The following is a 15,723-nucleotide window of genomic DNA, read 5'->3' on the forward strand; positions in this document are numbered from 1 at the left end:
ACAGCCCTAACGAAGCTAAGCGTGGTCTGGCGAACCCTGGCTAGCCCTAGCTCCGCTGGGCGGCAACGATGCCCAGCACTGCCTGCCCGTAGCGCTCCAGCTTCACCCCGCCCACGCCCTTGACCTGGGCGAGTTCTTGGCGGCTGGCAGGCCGGGTAATGGCGATCTCCCGGAGGGTGACATCCGGGAAAACGGTGTAGGCGGGCAAGCTGGCTTGTGTGGCGGTTTCTTTGCGCCACTCCTTGAGGGCGCTGAACAGGGCCAAGGTGGCGGCGTCAGCCTCCTCTTGGAAGGCTTGGGCGCGAGCCTTGCGCAGCTGGGAGGGGCTGGGCTCAGGCACTTCCTCCGGCCAGGTACCGCGCAGGAAGCGAGAAACCTGCCGGCAGGAGCGGCCACCCGGGTTACGGGCGCGCGCATAAGACAAGATGAGGTGGTCACGGGGGCGGGTAACGCCCACGTACAACAGACGCCGTTCCTCCTCCAGCTCCTCAGTGCTGCGGGCCTGCCGCAGGGGCAGCAACCCATCAGACAGCCCCACAATGATGACCGCATCCCATTCCAGACCCTTGGCGGTATGCAGCGGGGAGAGAGTCACGGATTCCACCCGGGGCTCGTACTCGTTCTGGGCGCGTTCCAGCAGCTCCCCCACAAAGCTCTCCAGGCTCGCCCCTTCCCGGCTGGATTCTTCTTCCGCCAGAGCCACTAGGGCGTCCAGGGAGGCCCAGCGCTCGCGGGCGGCGCCCTCCACGGCGGGGGCGGTCTGTGACCAGCCGCAGTGGGTTAGGACGGTTTTGACGTCAGCAAGTAGCTCACCGGTGAGCCGGTCTGCTTCCGTGCGCGGGGCGGCCCGCAGGAAAGCCATGGCCTGTTTGACTTCCTCGCGGCGGAAAAAGGGCGCCCCACCCCGCACCACGTGACTGATATTCGCTTCGCTCAGGGCCTGTTCCAGGGCTGGGGACTGGGCATGGGTGCGGTATAGGACGGCGATCTCTGACAGTGGCACCCCGGAGCGCTGCAGTCGCAGGACCTGCTGGGCCACTGCCTCGGCCTCGGCGACGTCGTCGGCATATTCCAGGAAGCGGGGCGCCGGGCCGGAGGGGCGCTGAGAAACCAGGTGCACGGCCCCCGGTGGCAGCCCACGCGGGCCACCGGGGCGAATGGGGGTGGCCAGCACCTGGTTGGCCATGGCCACCACCTGTGGGGTGGAGCGATAGTCGCGGCTAAGGGTCAGGACGCGGGCGCCCGCGTAACGGTGGGGGAATTCGCGCAGGAAGCGGGGGGTGGCGCCGGTAAAGGAGTAGATGGTTTGGGAGACATCCCCCACCACACATAGCTGACGACGGCGCCCCAGCCAGACGTCCAGCAGGCGCTGCTGGAGCGGAGAGACATCCTGGTACTCGTCCACCACGAAGTGCTTGTATTGGCCGCGCACCGTCTCCGCAATGTCTTGGCGGTCCAGCAGGATGCCGATTAGCACCAGCATCGTGTCTTCAAAGTCAAGCACGCCGCGTTCGGACTTAGCTTCCTCATAGGCGGAGAGCAATTGGGCAATGCGGGCCGGAGGTTGATCGGCCACGCCCACGCGCCCGGCAGCCTGAGCCACCTGTTCATAGTCCTCAGGCAGGGTGAGGGTGACTTTGGCCCATTCAACCTCCGCGGCCAGGTCACGCAGGGCCGTCTTATCCACGCTGATGCCCAGGCGTTGGGCAGCAGTGGCTACCAGCGGAAACTTGCCGGGGAGCAACTCAGGGAGATAGCCGCCGACGGCGGTGGGCCAGAAATGACGCAGTTGGCGCAGAGCGGCAGAGTGAAAGGTGCGGGCCTGCACGCCCGGTACCCCCAGGGAGGCCAGGCGGGAGCGCATCTCCCCGGCGGCCCGTTTGGTGAAAGACAGGGCCAGGATTTGACTGGGCTGATAGGCGCCCACCTGTGCGCCGTAGGCAATGCGGTAGGTGATGGCACGGGTTTTGCCGGAGCCCGGGCCTGCCAGGACACTGACGGCGCCCTCTAGGTGCTCGGCCACCTGCCGCTGGTCGGCGTCTAGGGCGTCGAGGAGTTCCTCGGGGCCGGGGGCGCGGCGGCCGGGCTTGGCGGCGGGGGCGGGTCTGGCTGGCATCAGAGCACAGCCTGCCACGGAGCGCTGACACTGAAGTTGGTTATTGCTTCCGGTCCGCACTCGGGCTGCAGTGAGGTACCTCGACTGCTGCGTTTCTGCGCTTGTTAGTGGCAGTGTGGGGCGGCGCCCAGCCAGTCCTCAATCAGCGCGCGAGCGATTGACGTCGGCCCTGGCAAGCCAATCCGCCCCGCTTGTAGGGCTGCCACCAGTTCGCAGCGGGAGAACCACAGCGCCTCGGTCACCTCCTGGCCGTCCGGCCTCGGCTGGGTCTCCCCCGCCGCCAGCCGCGCCCGGTAACCAAGCATGAGCGAGCGCGGGAAAGGCCAAGGTTGGGTGGCAAAAGGTTCCACGCTGGTGACCCGCAGGCCCGTCTCCTCCCAAACCTCCCGGTAAACCGCCTGCTCTGCGCTTTCACCGGCCTCCACAAAGCCAGCCACAACGGAGTAGCGCCGCGCCGACCAGGTGGCGCCGTGGACCAGCAGGAGGCGGTCGGCGACGTCGGTGACGGCCATGATGACGGCAGGATCGGTGCGCGGGAAGTGGAGGCCACCGCAGGCCTGGCAGGCCCGGGCCCAACCAGCCTGGACCGGGACGAGTTTGCCGCCACAGGCGGGGCAGAAGCTGGTGCGGGCATGCCAAGTGGCTAGGGCTGTGGCAGGGGTGGCGAGCCCAGCGTCGTGAGCATCTAATTCAGCCCCAATGGCGCGCAGGGCCGTCAGCGGGTAGCGGGCCAGCAGTTTCAGCAGCCCTGCATCCTGGAGGGCGGCCCCCTCGGCGTCTTGTGGCACCGGACTGGCGGGGGTGCCGGGAGTGATGCCCGCAGCCAGGGCGGTAGCATCGGCGGCGGTTTCTGCCGGAACGACGACGCCGAGCCAGGCAGCTGGCCGCTGACCGGCCTTAGGGCCACAGGGGCCAGGCTCTTGCCCCAGGTAGATGAGTTGGAGGCGGGAGTCTGCTGGCTTGGGCTCTTGCGCAGCCCGGATCAACTCCTCGCGCAGCGTGGCGGGCAGGTCGGCCACGGTCAGTGTTGCCAGACGTGGCTCGGCTGCAGAGGCGCCGCCGGGGTGATCGGGCTTAAGCGGCTTGCGGGGGTTAGCTGCGCCGCTGGGAGCGCCCGTCCCGCCGAGGTCGCCTAGCTCACCGGATCCGCCCGTCCTGCCGGGACCACTTGAGGCAGCAGGCCCCTGGTGCCATACGGCCCGGTCGGCGTCTGTGGGAACAGACGGCGTCAGGCCGTCGTCGGGCAGCTCCGCAATTCCAGCCTGAGCCGCCAGGGCCACGCGCCCGCGTGCATCCACCAGCAGCACTCGGGTATCGGAATCGGCGGCTAGCGCAGCGAGCAAACCAGGCTGATCGCGGCGGGTCGCGTCGCGGTCAGTCACATGGCGGGACAGGGATCTGAACCAGCTTGGCGAGGGCGAGGCTGGCCGTAGCGAAGCTGGGCTCGGCGCCTGCTTGGGTTGTGCATCGGCGGTGCTGCTCATGGCACCACCATGGCACCTTTCCCAGGCCCGATAGCACCAGTGGCCTTAACACCGCCGTCGTCACCGGAGAGCTACCAGCAGGCGTGCGGGCCCGCGGGCCGCGTCATTTAGGGTGTCAGCATGCGCACCTACCTTGACCATGCCGCCACCAGCCCGGTGCGCCCAGAGGTGGCTGAGCAGCTGACCCAAGACCTGCGCGACGGTCTGCCCGGGGCCAATCCTTCAGCTCTGCACGCGGCGGGCAGGCGTGCAGGCGCCCTGCTCTCAGAAGCTCGGGCCCGCTTGGCGACGGCGCTAGGCGTGCATCCGCACGAGGTGATTTTCACCAGTGGCGGCACTGAGGCGGCCACACTGGTAGTGATTGGGCGGGCGCTCGCGGGCCGCGCGGAGTCGGCAGGGCTAACTAGCCAGGCGAACCACACAAGACCGGAAAACCAAGCGGGCCGAAGGAAACAGCCGGGCCAGCCGAGACCGTCAAGCCAAGCTAGCCCGCCCGCCCTGGTGGTCTCCCCGATTGAGCACCCGGCGGTGTTAGACAGTGCCCGTGTAGCCCAGGCTGAGCTGGGGGTGCAACTGCGTCTGCTGGAGGTAGATGCTGATGGCCTGGTGGTGACTACCTCCCTGGAGCAGGCGCTGGCCTCTGGTGGGGTTGCCTTGGTGAGCCTCATGGCAGCCAACAATGAAACTGGTGTGGTGCAGGACCTGGCGGGTTTGGTCGCTCAGCTGCGGGCGCTCAGCGGGCAGTCCACTCCGGGGCGCCCCGGTTATGTGCCGGTGCACTCGGATGTGGTGGCGGCGCTTGGTCGTATGCCGGTGGACTTCCATGGCTGGGGTCTGGATGCGATGAGCTTGAGCGGCCACAAGCTGGGGGCGCCGGTTGGCATTGGGGCATTGGTGGCACGCCGTGACTTGGTGCTGCGGGCGCCCTCGGGTGGGGGGCGGCAGGAGCGGGCGCTGCGCTCTGGCACGCAAGATGTGCTGGGGGCGCGGGCGCTGGCGCTGGCGGTGGAATTGGCGCTGGCTGAGCGGCAGGCGGAGAGCGTGCGTTTGACAGCGCTGCGGGAGCGGCTCATAACAGGCGTGCTGGCGCTGCCTGGTGCTCACGCGACCGTGCGTAAAGCGGTAGCACAGCTGCCCAGCACGGCGCATTTTTGGTTTGACGACGCCGATGGTGAGGCTTTGCTCATGGCTTTGGATCTAGCTGGGGTGGATGCCTCGGCCGGATCAGCCTGTCATGCAGGCGTGTCACGCCCCAGCCACGTACTGCTGGCGATGGGGCTGGGTGAGGCGGCTGCGCGGGCGACTTTGCGCTGCTCTTTTGGGCCTACGACCTCACTGGCGGATGTGGAACGGCTATTGGCGATCCTGCCTAGGGCCTTGGAAACTGCGCGCAAGCTGCGTTGAGCCTGCGGACGCCGGTGGCCTGGCTGTCTGGTTGCCTGGCTGCGCCGTCGGAGCGCGGATATGTGAAGATGGGACGCTGCACTTTGGTTTAGGCGAAGGGGAGTTGGCATGCGCGTATTAGCCGCCCTGTCCGGGGGCGTGGACTCCGCCGTAGCTGCCGCCCGCGCCCTGGAGGCCGGACATGAGGTGGTGGGGGTCCATATGGCCCTAACCCGCAACCGACCTACCACTCGCAATGGCTCACGCGGGTGTTGCTCTATCGAGGATGCCTCCGACGCGCGTTGGGCCGCAGAGATTCTGGGCATCCCCTTCTATGTGTGGGATCTGTCCGAAGATTTCGAGGCGCGGGTGGTGGCGGATTTCTTAGCTGAGTACCGTGCTGGGCGCACCCCTAACCCTTGTGTGCGCTGCAATGAGCGCGTGAAGTTTGACGCTTTGCTGGAACGGGCCCTGACCTTGGGTTTTGACGCGGTTGCCACCGGGCATTACGCGCGTCTCAGTGGTGGAGCCTCTGCCGGACACCCAGGGGATACGGGCAACCTGGTGTTGCGACGCGCGGTGGACACCAGCAAGGACCAGTCCTATGTGCTGGCCGTTTCTGGTCGGGAGGGCCTAGCGCGGGCGCTGTTCCCGCTAGGAGATGCTCCCTCTAAGGCGGCGGTGCGGGCTGAGGCGCAGCAGCGGGGCCTGCCGGTGGCAGATAAGCCAGACTCCTATGACATTTGTTTTGTTGCCGACGGCGATACTCGCGGTTTCCTCACCCGCTCCTTGGGCGTGCACCAGGGGAAGCTGGTCTCCCCTGAGGGAGAAGTGCTGGGCACACATGAGGGCTACTTTGGTTTCACTGTGGGGCAGCGCAAGGGCTTGGGCTTGGGGCAGCCGGCCCAGGATGGGCGGCCACGTTATGTGCTGGAGACGCGCCCGGATAGCAATGAGGTGGTGGTGGGTCCCGAGGAGTTGCTGCGGCGGGAGATTGTCGCAGGCGATGGCCTGGTGCTGCTAGCTGAGCCAGAGGCGGTCGACGGCGCCGACGGCGTCGCTGGAGCAGTTCCGCAGGGAGCGGACCGGCAGCGAAGCGGTTGGAAAGGCGTGGCAGTACAGGTGCGGGCACATGGTCGGCCGGTGCCTGCGGATGTCACGGTGGATCCAGCGGCAGGGACGCTGCGGGCGGTGCTGCATGAACCCCTGCGAGGTTTGGCGGCCGGCCAGAGCGTGGTGGTTTACGGCGGAGCCGCAGGCCAGCAGGTCTTGGCTCAGGCCACTGTTTCCTGAAGCGGCTTAGCCGGGCAGGTACCCATACCTGCCCGGCTAAGCCAGCTATTAGCGCAGCGAGGTATGCCGTTCAATGGCGCGCACCGCCCACCAGGACAGCCCGGCGGCCAGCAGCGGTCCCACCAGTGTGGAGCCCACTCCGATCAGGGTTGGTTGAGTTCCGGTGCGGATCGCCTGCACTAGCTGCGGCAGCATCCATTTGGCGGTGAGGTCTCCGGTGGCGACGTCAACGCTCAGCGGAATCAGCGCCACGGCAGCCAGGCCCAGCAGCTGGTTGACCACATACAGCGCCACGAATCCCAGCAGAGGCGCACCAAAGCCCAGGTGACTGTAGCGCGACTGTGCACCAATGCTCATCACGGCAGCTATCTCAATGATCGAGGCCAGCAATCCCACGGTCACAATGCCCACCAGCACTGCGGTCTTGCCTGCACCTAACGTCTCCCAGAGCTCACGCAAAAACGCGAATATCTCACTTAGCGCCACCCCTTGGGCGTGCGCCATAACCGCCATCCAGGCGAATATGCCCAGCTGTGTCAACACAGCGACGACCAAAGCCACCAGGCAGGCGTAGCTGAGTTTGGCAGCAAAGTGCGTCCTGCCGCGCACCGGGATCATCTGGGTGAGGTAACCCCGGTCCCCGTACATGGACTGCCAGTACTCTGCCCCTAGGTGAGACATGACCACCAGTGGCATAGCTACCAGGGCCACCATGGCGCCGGTCTGTAGGAGGGCAGCTAGGGCGGGGACGTCTGCAAGCAGCCACCACAGCCCCAGGAAGCCAGCGAAGACCAGAGCGCACAGTCCCAGGACGGCAGCGTTGCGGGCCAGTTGGGTGCGGGCTTCTTCAATGAATAGTGTGCGCAGCATCAGCGGTACTCCTTCCGGAACAGGGCGTCCAGGCCCATGCCATGGGTCTCACGCAGGTCGTCGGCGTCGCCCGCCAACAGCAAGCGACCTTCTTTAAGGAAGACGGCGGAGTCGATGATTGGCTCGACGTCGGCAATGAGGTGGGTGGAGATCAACATGAGGGCTTCGGGGTCGAAGTCCCGGAGGATGCCGTTGAGGATGACCTCTCGGGCAGCTGGGTCAACGCCGGAGATGGGCTCATCGAGCAGGTAGACGCGGGCCCGGCGGCTCATAGCCAAGGCGATGCGCAGCTTCTCCCCCATGCCTTTGCTCATCTCTTTGACGCTGCGCTCGGTGGGCAGATCGAAGAACTCCACTAGGCGGCGGGCCTTGGCGGCGTCGAAGTCGGCGAATAGCCGGGTGAATTGGGCGATAGCCCGCGCGGCATTGAGTCGCGGGTCCAGGAAGCTGGCGTCTGGCAGGAAGGAGACGGCGGCTTTGGACTCCGGGCCGGGGGCCTGCCCGGCAACATGCACGGTGCCCTCGTAGTCGGCTAGTACGCCGGCGAGGATTTTGAGCAAGGTGGTCTTGCCACAGCCATTGGCGCCCATGAGGCCGGTGATGCGGCCTGCGGGCAGGGTCAAGCTGAGGTCGCTTAGGGCGGGAAGGCCACGGTAGCTCTTACTAAGGCGGTGGATCTCCACCAGGGCGGGAGCGCCGTCGATGGCGGGAATGCTGCCGGGCTCCGGCCCAGCGCCCTGGTGGGCCGGAGCCTGGTGGGCCACGCTTTCTGGGGCTGGGTCAGCTTGAGTCATGGCGGGGTTGGGGCTCATGAGGTTTCTCCTGTGGCTTTGGGTGCTGCCGTGGGCCAGCGCTGTTCAAGGGCTTGGCACGCTTGGTTAAGGTCCATGCCGAGCATGGCCACGGCGGCGATGTAGGTGTCGGTGGCACTGACCGCGAGTTCGCGGCGGGCGGCGTCAAGAACTGAGGCCTTCGCAGTGACGTAGCGCCCGGCGGTGCGTTCAGCGCAGGTCAGGCCGGTGCGGTCCAGCTCTCCTAGCGCGCGCTGGACCGTGTTGGGGTTGACGCCGGTGTCCACGGCGAGCTCGCGCACGCTGGGGATTCGGCTGCCTGCTGGCCACTGGCCGCTGACAATCCGTTGCCGGAAGTCGTCGACCAGCTGGATCCAGATCGGTCGTGTATCTGCGATCTGCATCTGGCCTCCTGGGATAGGTGGACGGGTGGGCTCATGAGCGCAGCGCAGGCGGACTCATCAGACCACCTGTATTACTGCACTAATACAGTAACACAGACGCCACCCGCCGGCACCCCCTCTAGCCCCCTCCTGCATGAATTACGAAACAACAAACAGGCTCAAGACAGCCTTGCGTAATTCCTTCGTTACCCCCACAACCAAAACGCCACAATGATTTTTCCCTGCAATATCAACATGTTTTTCTTCGCCATACAGCTAGTTGCACCCCGGCTTCCTCACCCGCCCCAAAACCCCTACCTTGATTTAGGAAACGACCGACGCAAACGAGACCCGGTCCCCCGAAAGGAAGCCCACCATGAAGACCGCCACCGAGATCAAGTCCTGCGCCACCACCACCTGCGCCTACAACCACGACGGCTGCACCGCCCTGGCTATCACTATCAGCGGCGAGACCACCCCGTCCTGCGCCACTTTCGTCACTCTTGACGCCCGTGGCGGTCTGCCCGTCGCCCAGGGCAAGGTTGGTGCATGCAAGCGCCTGGAGTGTGTGCACAACACAGATCTGCTGTGCACTGCTGAGGCCGTCAAGATCGGGGCCGACACGGCCTCCTGCCTCACCTACGAGGCCCGTTGAGCCTCCCTTAAAGCCCCTGGGCACATAAGCTGCCCGGCCTGAACAGCGAGCGGTGGTCCGGCAAGGACCACCGCTCGTTTGCTATCTGAGCAAAGTCTGAAACTCTAAGCGCCCAACAAACCCGCAACTACGGCCTCTGAGGCTAATACACCCAGATGCTGCCCGACTTGAGCCGGATGTTTGGTGCCCGGGGGCAGCAAGAGTTGAACCGTCTCAGTCTCTAGGGCACCTAGGCGCATAAGTGTCACCCCATAGGGGGACACATCCACGCAGAGCACTCGCCCTTCGAGTTTGGCACATAGCCCAAAAGAGGGGCGCACCGAGCAGATGAAGCCAGGAATATGCCCACACCTCACCCCCGAGACCAACAGGTCCAGGGCGATCTGCCCCAGGGCACAGACTTCTTCCTGGGCGCTGGCAGTGGCTTCCTGAGACCACAGGAGGGCACCTGCGCCATCGCTGGCAGGATCCAGTACCTGCGCAATACTGTGGCCACCCACCCCCATCGGGTCGTGGACAGTGACGCGGTCGGTAAGCACCACCCCGAGCCTGCCCCCCGCTGCGCCAGCAAGCTCGGCCAGCGCGACCAAGGGACTGTCTCCAGTTAGTGGGCAGTGACAGGCGGCTGAGCTGCCTGCCAGCAGCTGGGTGGCGGCGACGTCGTCCAGCCAGGTGAGATTTCCAAGCAGGTGGCAGCTGGCGGTGGCCACACGCACCCCCGCCTCAGCCGACTCCAGTTCCACATCCATGCGCACCGCAGTAGCTTCCCCACAGGGCACGGCAGCGAGCGGATGTTCGGCGGCAGGCAGCGCAGCCACAATCACTCGGCCACCGTCATCCAGGGCATGCATCACCATCAGGGGCGGCAGCTCGGGCGCCAGCTGATAAGGGGCTATGGCGGCGGTTCCGGCGCCTGCCAGCAGGCGTCGGGCCATGCGGCGGGAGGCGATGGCGGGGTAGGCCATAGGGGCGGGGGCGGAGTCGCTCACGAATAGGTCCTCGGATCGCTTCAAGATTCGAGGTAAGGCTAATCTAAGATCGACTGCGGAGGCCAGGCAGGCCGCATTGGCCAGTCCCAGCCACCCTGCGCCAGAGCAGCGTCAGCAGATTCAGCGTCAGCAGATTCAGCTGCGCAGCCGCTCCAGCTCGGCCACCAGTTGGGGCACCACCTCAGCAACATCCCCCACCACGCCGAAGTCAGCCAACTCAAAGATTGGGGCCTCGGAGTCCGCGTCGATGGCCACGATGGTTCCGGCGCCCTGGATACCGCTGGTGTGGTGTACGGCGCCTGAAACCCCTAGAGACAGGTACAAACGCGGGGAAATTGAGGCACCGGTCTGCCCCACTTGGGCGCTGCGGTCAATCCAACCCTCATCGCAGGCCACCCGAGTGGCACCAATGGCGGCCCCCAAAGGCTCGGCAATAGAACGCACGAGTTCCAGGTCGCCGTCAGTACCACGTCCCATAACCACCACGGTGCGGGCGCTAGCCAGCTCCGGGCCAGCGGCCTGGGAGATCTCACGGGAGATCAGGCGCACAGCTGCGGCCTCCGCCGTCGGCTCAAAAGCCAAAGGCTCGGCGCTGAGGGAGGCAGCGTCCAGGCAAGCGGTGGGCTCCACGGAGCCGGGGCGTACGGCTAGGACCGGCACGCTGTTGGTGGCGGACACCGTCAGGGTGGTGTCCCAGGAGCCGGAAAGGACCAGCTTGGAGGCGTGCAGGGAGTCGTCAACGGCTTTGATGTCGGCGACGTCGGAAACACAAGCGGAGCCGAGCAACACGGCAGCCCGACCGGCAATCTCTTTGCCTCGGTAGTCGGAGGTGACTAGCACGGCAGCGGGGCCGGTCTCGCGCACTGCGGCTACGACGGCGTCGGCGGCCAGCCCGGCCAAGCAGGCAGGCTCACCCAGCTCGGCGACCAGCAGGCGGGTGGCCCCAAAAGCGGCCAGGGCCGTGGGGTCGGTGACGGGGGCCAGGGCTAGGGCGGTGACGCCGCCGCTGGTCAGGGAACGGGCAGTGGTGAGCAGCTCCGCGCTAGCAGCGGTGGGTTCGGAGCCTTCTGCCAAGTCGACGAGCACAAGGATGGGGGTGTCAAGCATATTGGGGCTTTCTTGCCGGGTTGGGTTGGTGTGGCTGGGAGCGGGGTGGCTCAGACCAGCTGGTTTTCCACGAGCCAGGCGGCGAGCTGTGCACCAGCCTGCCCGGCGTCGGTGACGATGGTGCCGGCCTCGCGCTGCGGGCGGGCTTGCGCATCGACGACGGCGACCCGTGGCGCCAGGCCACTCAGGCCCAGCTCGGACAGGTCCCACTGCTCCACGGGCTTCTTCTTGGCGGCGCGCATGGCAGCGAAGTTCGGGTAGCGGGGTTCGTTGGCTTGGTCGGTGACGGAAACCAGTGCTGGCAGCGGGGCGGCCAGAGTTTCGGTGACCGTGCCCAGGGTGCGGGTAATGGTGACCTCGCCGTCGGCCAGCTCTAAGCGGTTGGCCAGGGTGAGGGCCGGCAGCCGCAGGGAGGCAGCGAGGGCGCCAGGTAGCAGGGAAGTCATGGAGTCCAGAGCGGACATACCGGTGATTACCAGGTCCACTTCCCCGATGCGCTCAATGGCGGCGGCGAGCACGCGGGCAGTGGTCGGCACGTCAGCGCCAGCCAGGGCGTCATCAGTCACGAGCACCCCGGAGTCGGCGCCCATCTGCAAGGCGCGCCGCAGGCCATCTTCAGCATCCAGTGGCCCCATGGTCAGGGCCACCACCTCGCCATCCAGTTCTTCAGCCAGAGATACGGCGGCCTCGACGGCGTTCTCGTCAAGTTCGTTGAGCACATCCTCCTCACCGCGCACCAGGATTCCGTCCTCAAGACGGCGTTCGGACTGCACATCGGGCACGTGCTTGACTGCAACGACGATCTTCATGAGGCCAAGCCTGCCACAGGCAAAAAGGCTCGAAGTTGAGCGGTCGGTCACGACAGCGGGCCGGAAGTGGCGTTCCTGACGCGGATTCATCACAATTGCTGGCATGTCTGAGCCCACCATGGCACCGGCACAGCCTGCCTATACGGATGTGCACCACCCTCACATCCTTGGAGCGACGCCAGTTCCGGGCGGCACCGACTTTGTGGTCGCGGCGCCCCGCGCAACGGCCGTGGACCTGTGCCTGCTGGAGGTGGATGGCAGCGGCGCCGTCGTCTCTGAAAAGCGCGTCGGCATGTTGGGGCCGCGGCTAGGCACGTGGAGCGCACATGTAGAGGGGGTAGGCGCAGGGCAGTGCTATGGCTATCGCGTCTACGGCCCCTGGAACCCCAGCGAAGGCCTGCTGCACAATCCCCAGAAGCTGGTGCTAGACCCTTACGCCCGCGCCCTTCACGGCGAGGCCAAACTTGAGCCCGCGCTTTTTAGCCATGAGGTGGATGAGAACCTAGCCACCACCTTTGTGCCTGCCGCCCCTTCCCCCCTTGACTCACGTGACTCAATGGTGTTCGGCGTTGTGGTCGGCGAGCAGTTCCCGGTGGTGCCCGGCCCGCAGATCCCGCGCGAGCAACGGGTGGTCTACGAAGCCCATGTCAAAGGCCTCACCCTCAACCTGCCGGGGGTCCCGGAGGAGTTGCGCGGCACCTACGCTGGTCTGGCGCATCCCGCCACGGTGGCGCATCTGCGTTCCCTGGGGGTAACCACTATTGAGTTGCTGCCGATCCACGCGGCCTTCTCCGAGCCCTTCTTGCAGCTGCAAGGCAAGCGCAACTACTGGGGTTATTCCACGCTGTCTTGGTTCGCGCCGGAGCCTTCCTACGCGACGGCGTCTGCGCGCGCCGCTGGCGCCCAGGCGGTGCTGGCGGAGGTGCGCGGCATGATCTCCATGCTGCACGAGGCTGGCCTTGAGGTCATTATGGATGTGGTCTACAACCACACCTGTGAAGGCGGTATTGAGGGTCCCACGCTTTCTCTACGTGGCCTGGATGACCGTGGCTACTACCTGCACGCGCCTTTCCACCACGGCCAGTACTACGACGTCACTGGCACCGGTAACACCGTGGACTTCCGCAACACGCGAGCGGTTCAGCTAGCCCTGGACTCCCTGCGCTATTGGGCTGGGGACATGGGCGTGGATGGCTTCCGCTTTGACCTGGCCAGCACTCTGGGCCGGGAGGGCATGGAGTTTCGATCCCACCACCCGCTGCTGGTGGGCATGGTGACGGACCCGATCCTTGCCGGCAAGATTCTGATCGCTGAGCCCTGGGATATGGGACCCGGCGGCTGGCGCACCGGAGAGTTCCCTTCCCACTTCCAGGACTGGAATGACCGCTATCGGGGCACAGTGCGCTCCTTTTGGCTAGCTGACGCGGCTGAGATCTCCAAGGGGCGGCCCGGCGCAGACCTGCGGGACCTGGCCACGCGCTTATCAGGATCTGCGGATTTGTTTGGCCACGGGGATTTGTCTGGGGGACGGGGCCCGCTGGCCTCCGTGAACTTTGTGACCGCCCACGACGGTTTCACTTTGCGTGACCTGACGGTTTACGACCATAAACACAATCTGGCCAACGGCGAGGACAACCGCGACGGCACCGATGACAACCGCTCCTGGAATCACGGCTTTGAGGGGCTAGCCCAGGAGGGCTTGGATGTGGGCCCGCTGGAGGTGCTCCGGCGTCGTTCAGCGCGCAATATCTTGGCCACGATGTTCGTCTCCGCAGGTACCCCGATGCTGCTGGGCGGGGACGAGTTGGGCCGCACCCAGCAGGGCAATAACAACTGCTATTGCCAGGATTCCGAGCTCAGCTGGGTGGATTGGCGCCTGGAGGCCTGGCAGCGGGATCTGATTGCCACCACTCGCTTCCTGATTGGTCTGCGTGCGCATCATCCGGTGCTGCGGCCCGCGACCTACGCCACCGGCAGCCCTGCCCCTGGGGACACGATCCCGGACCTGTCCTGGTACCGCTCGGATGGCGCAGAAATGTCACTTGAGTCGTGGCATGACCCCTACTGCCGTTGCGTGCAGATGCTGCGCTCGGGGGCGCCGGTGGGCGACCAGGACCTGTTGGTGCTGATTAACGGCGCTCTAGACCAGGTGGATTTCACGCTGCCACAGGGCCGGGGGGCCGACTATCACCTGGTGTGGGACTCGAATTGGCCGGTGCCTCGCCCACATTCCTCAGCCTTTGCTTTGGCGCATCGGGTGCGCCGTCCGCGGGCGACGGCGTCGGTAGTGCGCGATGCCGGTAGCGCCCCGCTGCCGCCCTTTGTGGGTTGCCGCCATGACCGACCAGGGGACACGACCGCAGTGGATGCCCTAACGGTGCGTATTTACCTATCCGGTGAGCACAGTCCTGCCTAGCGGTTTGTTGCTGACGACCCCTGCAAATCTGCATTTCGGGGCGCTGGCGGCAGCCTCACTGTAGCTACTGCACCGAGAGGCGCCGCTCCTCAGCATTCAGGCCAGTGGGGCTCGGGGACCTAGGATGGCCCCTATGACACAGCCCCTCTCTCCTGCCACCTCTGCCCCCAACAGCGCCGAGGAGTCCTTGGCCAATGCCACCAACGAGGCTTCACTAGCTCGCTCCGTGGCACGCAGTAAGGAGATTGAGGCCGACCTAGACATCAACCCGGGCCGCTACCGCATGCTCACAGGCGTACGCCCCACCGGCAATATGCACCTGGGGCACTTCTTCGGCACCATGAACTCTTGGGCTGCCATCCAGAACCGGGGGGTGGACACCTGGATTCTGGTGGCGGACTACCAGGTGATTACTGACCGGGACGCGCTAGGCCCGATCCGCGAGCGCGTCTTGTCTCTGGTGGCGGATACTCTGGCGGTGGGCGTGGATCCGGAGCGCTCCACGATCTTCACGCATTCGGCGATTCCAGCCCTGAACCAGCTGATGCTGCCCTTCCTGTCCTTGGTAACTGAGGCTGAGTTGCACCGCAATCCCACGGTTAAGGCGGAATTGGAGGCCACGGATGGGCGCGCTATGAGTGGCTTGTTGCTGACCTACCCCGTGCACCAAGCGGCGGATATTTTGTTCTGCCAGGCCAACCTGGTGCCGGTGGGCAAGGACCAGCTGCCGCACTTGGAGCAGGCTCGTCTGATCGCTCAGCGTTTTGACAAGCGTTACGGGCGGGCGGATAAAAAGCGTGCGGTGTTCCGCCGTCCGGAAGCCCTGCTGGGTGAGGCCACGCTGCTGTTGGGCCTGGATGGGGAGAAGATGAGCAAGTCGCGCGGCAATACGATTGAGCTGCGGATGACGGCAGATGAGACCGCGAAGGCGCTTAAGAAAGCTAAGACCGACTCTGACCGGGTCATCACCTACGATCCGGCGGGCCGCCCGGAGGTTTCCAACCTGCTGCTCTTGGCTTCCTTGTGTGGGGCGGGCAGTCCCCAGGAGATTGCGGAGCGGATTGGCGACGGCGGCGCCGGGCAGCTCAAAGCAGTGACCACGGAGGCGGTGAACGAGTTCTTCGCCCCGATTCGGGCGCGCCGTAGCGAGCTTATGGCCAGTGAGGATCATCTGCTGGCGGTTCTGCGGGCAGGCAATGAGAAGGCTAATGCGGTGGCCAATGAAACCCTGAATGCGGTGCGCACCGCCATGCACATGGACTACTGACCGCTTGGACGAAGAGCTAGTAGGTCTGGCCGTGTCAGCCTGCAGCAATTCAGCCCAGGCCCAGAGTCGGCTTATGTGACTCACGCCGCTTTCTTCCGTAGTCTTAGCCTGTGACACCTTTCAAGCGACCGCGCCACGCCTCTCCTGACTACAAGCCTTC

General features: G+C 65.6%; 13 protein-coding genes. 5 read left to right on the forward strand and 8 right to left on the reverse strand.

The genetic code is table 11. From position 1 onward, the window contains the following. Positions 1–46 precede the first annotated feature (46 nt). Both DR039_RS02050 and nudC read right to left on the reverse strand, forming a co-directional pair. On the reverse strand, positions 47–2,116 hold the full coding sequence (locus tag DR039_RS02050; protein ID WP_111835720.1) for an ATP-dependent helicase: 2,070 nt from the start codon (positions 2,114–2,116) through the stop codon (positions 47–49). Between the two features lie 104 nt (positions 2,117–2,220). Then, complete coding sequence (nudC, locus tag DR039_RS02055; protein WP_111835721.1) at positions 2,221–3,600, reverse strand: NAD(+) diphosphatase; 1,380 nt, start codon at positions 3,598–3,600, stop codon at positions 2,221–2,223. A 120-nt stretch (positions 3,601–3,720) separates the two neighbouring features. Between nudC and DR039_RS02060 the strand changes: the two genes are divergently transcribed. After that, positions 3,721–5,004 carry a cysteine desulfurase family protein gene (locus tag DR039_RS02060; RefSeq protein ID WP_111835722.1) on the forward strand — a complete coding sequence of 428 codons (1,284 nt, stop codon included), beginning with the start codon at positions 3,721–3,723 and terminating at the stop codon, positions 5,002–5,004. A gap of 108 nt (positions 5,005–5,112) precedes the next feature. Next, the gene (gene mnmA / locus DR039_RS02065; RefSeq protein WP_111835723.1) at positions 5,113–6,276 is read left to right on the forward strand and encodes a tRNA 2-thiouridine(34) synthase MnmA; all 1,164 of its coding nucleotides are present in this window, start codon (positions 5,113–5,115) and stop codon (positions 6,274–6,276) included. A gap of 48 nt (positions 6,277–6,324) precedes the next feature. Here the strand turns inward: mnmA and DR039_RS02070 are convergent, their stop codons facing one another. The 3 genes from DR039_RS02070 to DR039_RS02080 are packed head-to-tail and all read right to left on the reverse strand — an operon-like array spanning position 6,325 to position 8,341. Then, entirely contained in the window at positions 6,325–7,146 is an 822-nt protein-coding gene (locus tag DR039_RS02070; RefSeq protein WP_111835724.1) for a hypothetical protein, read from the reverse strand. Then, the gene (locus DR039_RS02075; protein WP_229116736.1) at positions 7,146–7,958 is read right to left on the reverse strand and encodes an ABC transporter ATP-binding protein; all 813 of its coding nucleotides are present in this window, start codon (positions 7,956–7,958) and stop codon (positions 7,146–7,148) included. Before DR039_RS02075 ends, DR039_RS02070 begins: the two co-directional genes overlap by 1 nt. Further along, positions 7,955–8,341, reverse strand: a complete 387-nt coding sequence (locus DR039_RS02080; protein WP_111835725.1) for a GntR family transcriptional regulator — start codon at positions 8,339–8,341, stop codon at positions 7,955–7,957. Before DR039_RS02080 ends, DR039_RS02075 begins: the two co-directional genes overlap by 4 nt. Before the next feature lie 355 nt (positions 8,342–8,696). Here DR039_RS02080 and DR039_RS02085 point away from each other — a divergent pair, with 355 nt between their 5' ends. Then, entirely contained in the window at positions 8,697–8,975 is a 279-nt protein-coding gene (locus tag DR039_RS02085; protein ID WP_111835726.1) for a DUF1540 domain-containing protein, read from the forward strand. A 104-nt stretch (positions 8,976–9,079) separates the two neighbouring features. Here DR039_RS02085 and DR039_RS02090 read toward each other — a convergent pair whose 3' ends face one another. The 3 genes from DR039_RS02090 to DR039_RS02100 form a co-directional block, all read right to left on the reverse strand. Then, positions 9,080–9,964 (reverse strand): hypothetical protein, encoded by an 885-nt coding sequence (locus DR039_RS02090; protein ID WP_229116737.1) that lies wholly within the window; start codon positions 9,962–9,964, stop codon positions 9,080–9,082. A 135-nt stretch (positions 9,965–10,099) separates the two neighbouring features. Next, positions 10,100–11,071 carry an electron transfer flavoprotein subunit alpha/FixB family protein gene (locus DR039_RS02095; RefSeq protein ID WP_111835727.1) on the reverse strand — a complete coding sequence of 324 codons (972 nt, stop codon included), beginning with the start codon at positions 11,069–11,071 and terminating at the stop codon, positions 10,100–10,102. A 50-nt stretch (positions 11,072–11,121) separates the two neighbouring features. Beyond that, entirely contained in the window at positions 11,122–11,880 is a 759-nt protein-coding gene (locus tag DR039_RS02100; protein ID WP_111835728.1) for an electron transfer flavoprotein subunit beta/FixA family protein, read from the reverse strand. A gap of 103 nt (positions 11,881–11,983) precedes the next feature. Between DR039_RS02100 and glgX the strand changes: the two genes are divergently transcribed. Then, positions 11,984–14,296, forward strand: coding sequence for a glycogen debranching protein GlgX (gene glgX, locus DR039_RS02105; protein WP_111835729.1), 2,313 nt, complete (start codon positions 11,984–11,986; stop codon positions 14,294–14,296). A gap of 133 nt (positions 14,297–14,429) precedes the next feature. Continuing rightward, positions 14,430–15,563 (forward strand): tryptophan--tRNA ligase, encoded by a 1,134-nt coding sequence (gene trpS, locus DR039_RS02110; RefSeq protein ID WP_111835730.1) that lies wholly within the window; start codon positions 14,430–14,432, stop codon positions 15,561–15,563. The last annotated feature ends 160 nt before the right edge of the window (positions 15,564–15,723 follow it).

This window comes from Actinomyces bovis (assembly GCF_900444995.1).
Classification (GTDB): Bacteria; Actinomycetota; Actinomycetes; order Actinomycetales; family Actinomycetaceae; genus Actinomyces; species Actinomyces bovis.

What these genes read in the sequence shown, in the direction of transcription:
- DR039_RS02050 (WP_111835720.1), bottom strand. Translation starts at nt 2,116, where the DNA reads ATGCCAGCCAGACCCGCCCCCGCCGCCAAGCCCGGCCGCCGCGCCCCC.
- nudC (WP_111835721.1), bottom strand. Translation starts at nt 3,600, where the DNA reads ATGAGCAGCACCGCCGATGCACAACCCAAGCAGGCGCCGAGCCCAGCT.
- DR039_RS02060 (WP_111835722.1), top strand. Translation starts at nt 3,721, where the DNA reads ATGCGCACCTACCTTGACCATGCCGCCACCAGCCCGGTGCGCCCAGAG.
- mnmA (WP_111835723.1), top strand. Translation starts at nt 5,113, where the DNA reads ATGCGCGTATTAGCCGCCCTGTCCGGGGGCGTGGACTCCGCCGTAGCT.
- DR039_RS02070 (WP_111835724.1), bottom strand. Translation starts at nt 7,146, where the DNA reads ATGCTGCGCACACTATTCATTGAAGAAGCCCGCACCCAACTGGCCCGC.
- DR039_RS02075 (WP_229116736.1), bottom strand. Translation starts at nt 7,958, where the DNA reads ATGAGCCCCAACCCCGCCATGACTCAAGCTGACCCAGCCCCAGAAAGC.
- DR039_RS02080 (WP_111835725.1), bottom strand. Translation starts at nt 8,341, where the DNA reads ATGCAGATCGCAGATACACGACCGATCTGGATCCAGCTGGTCGACGAC.
- DR039_RS02085 (WP_111835726.1), top strand. Translation starts at nt 8,697, where the DNA reads ATGAAGACCGCCACCGAGATCAAGTCCTGCGCCACCACCACCTGCGCC.
- DR039_RS02095 (WP_111835727.1), bottom strand. Translation starts at nt 11,071, where the DNA reads ATGCTTGACACCCCCATCCTTGTGCTCGTCGACTTGGCAGAAGGCTCC.
- DR039_RS02100 (WP_111835728.1), bottom strand. Translation starts at nt 11,880, where the DNA reads ATGAAGATCGTCGTTGCAGTCAAGCACGTGCCCGATGTGCAGTCCGAA.
- glgX (WP_111835729.1), top strand. Translation starts at nt 11,984, where the DNA reads ATGTCTGAGCCCACCATGGCACCGGCACAGCCTGCCTATACGGATGTG.
- trpS (WP_111835730.1), top strand. Translation starts at nt 14,430, where the DNA reads ATGACACAGCCCCTCTCTCCTGCCACCTCTGCCCCCAACAGCGCCGAG.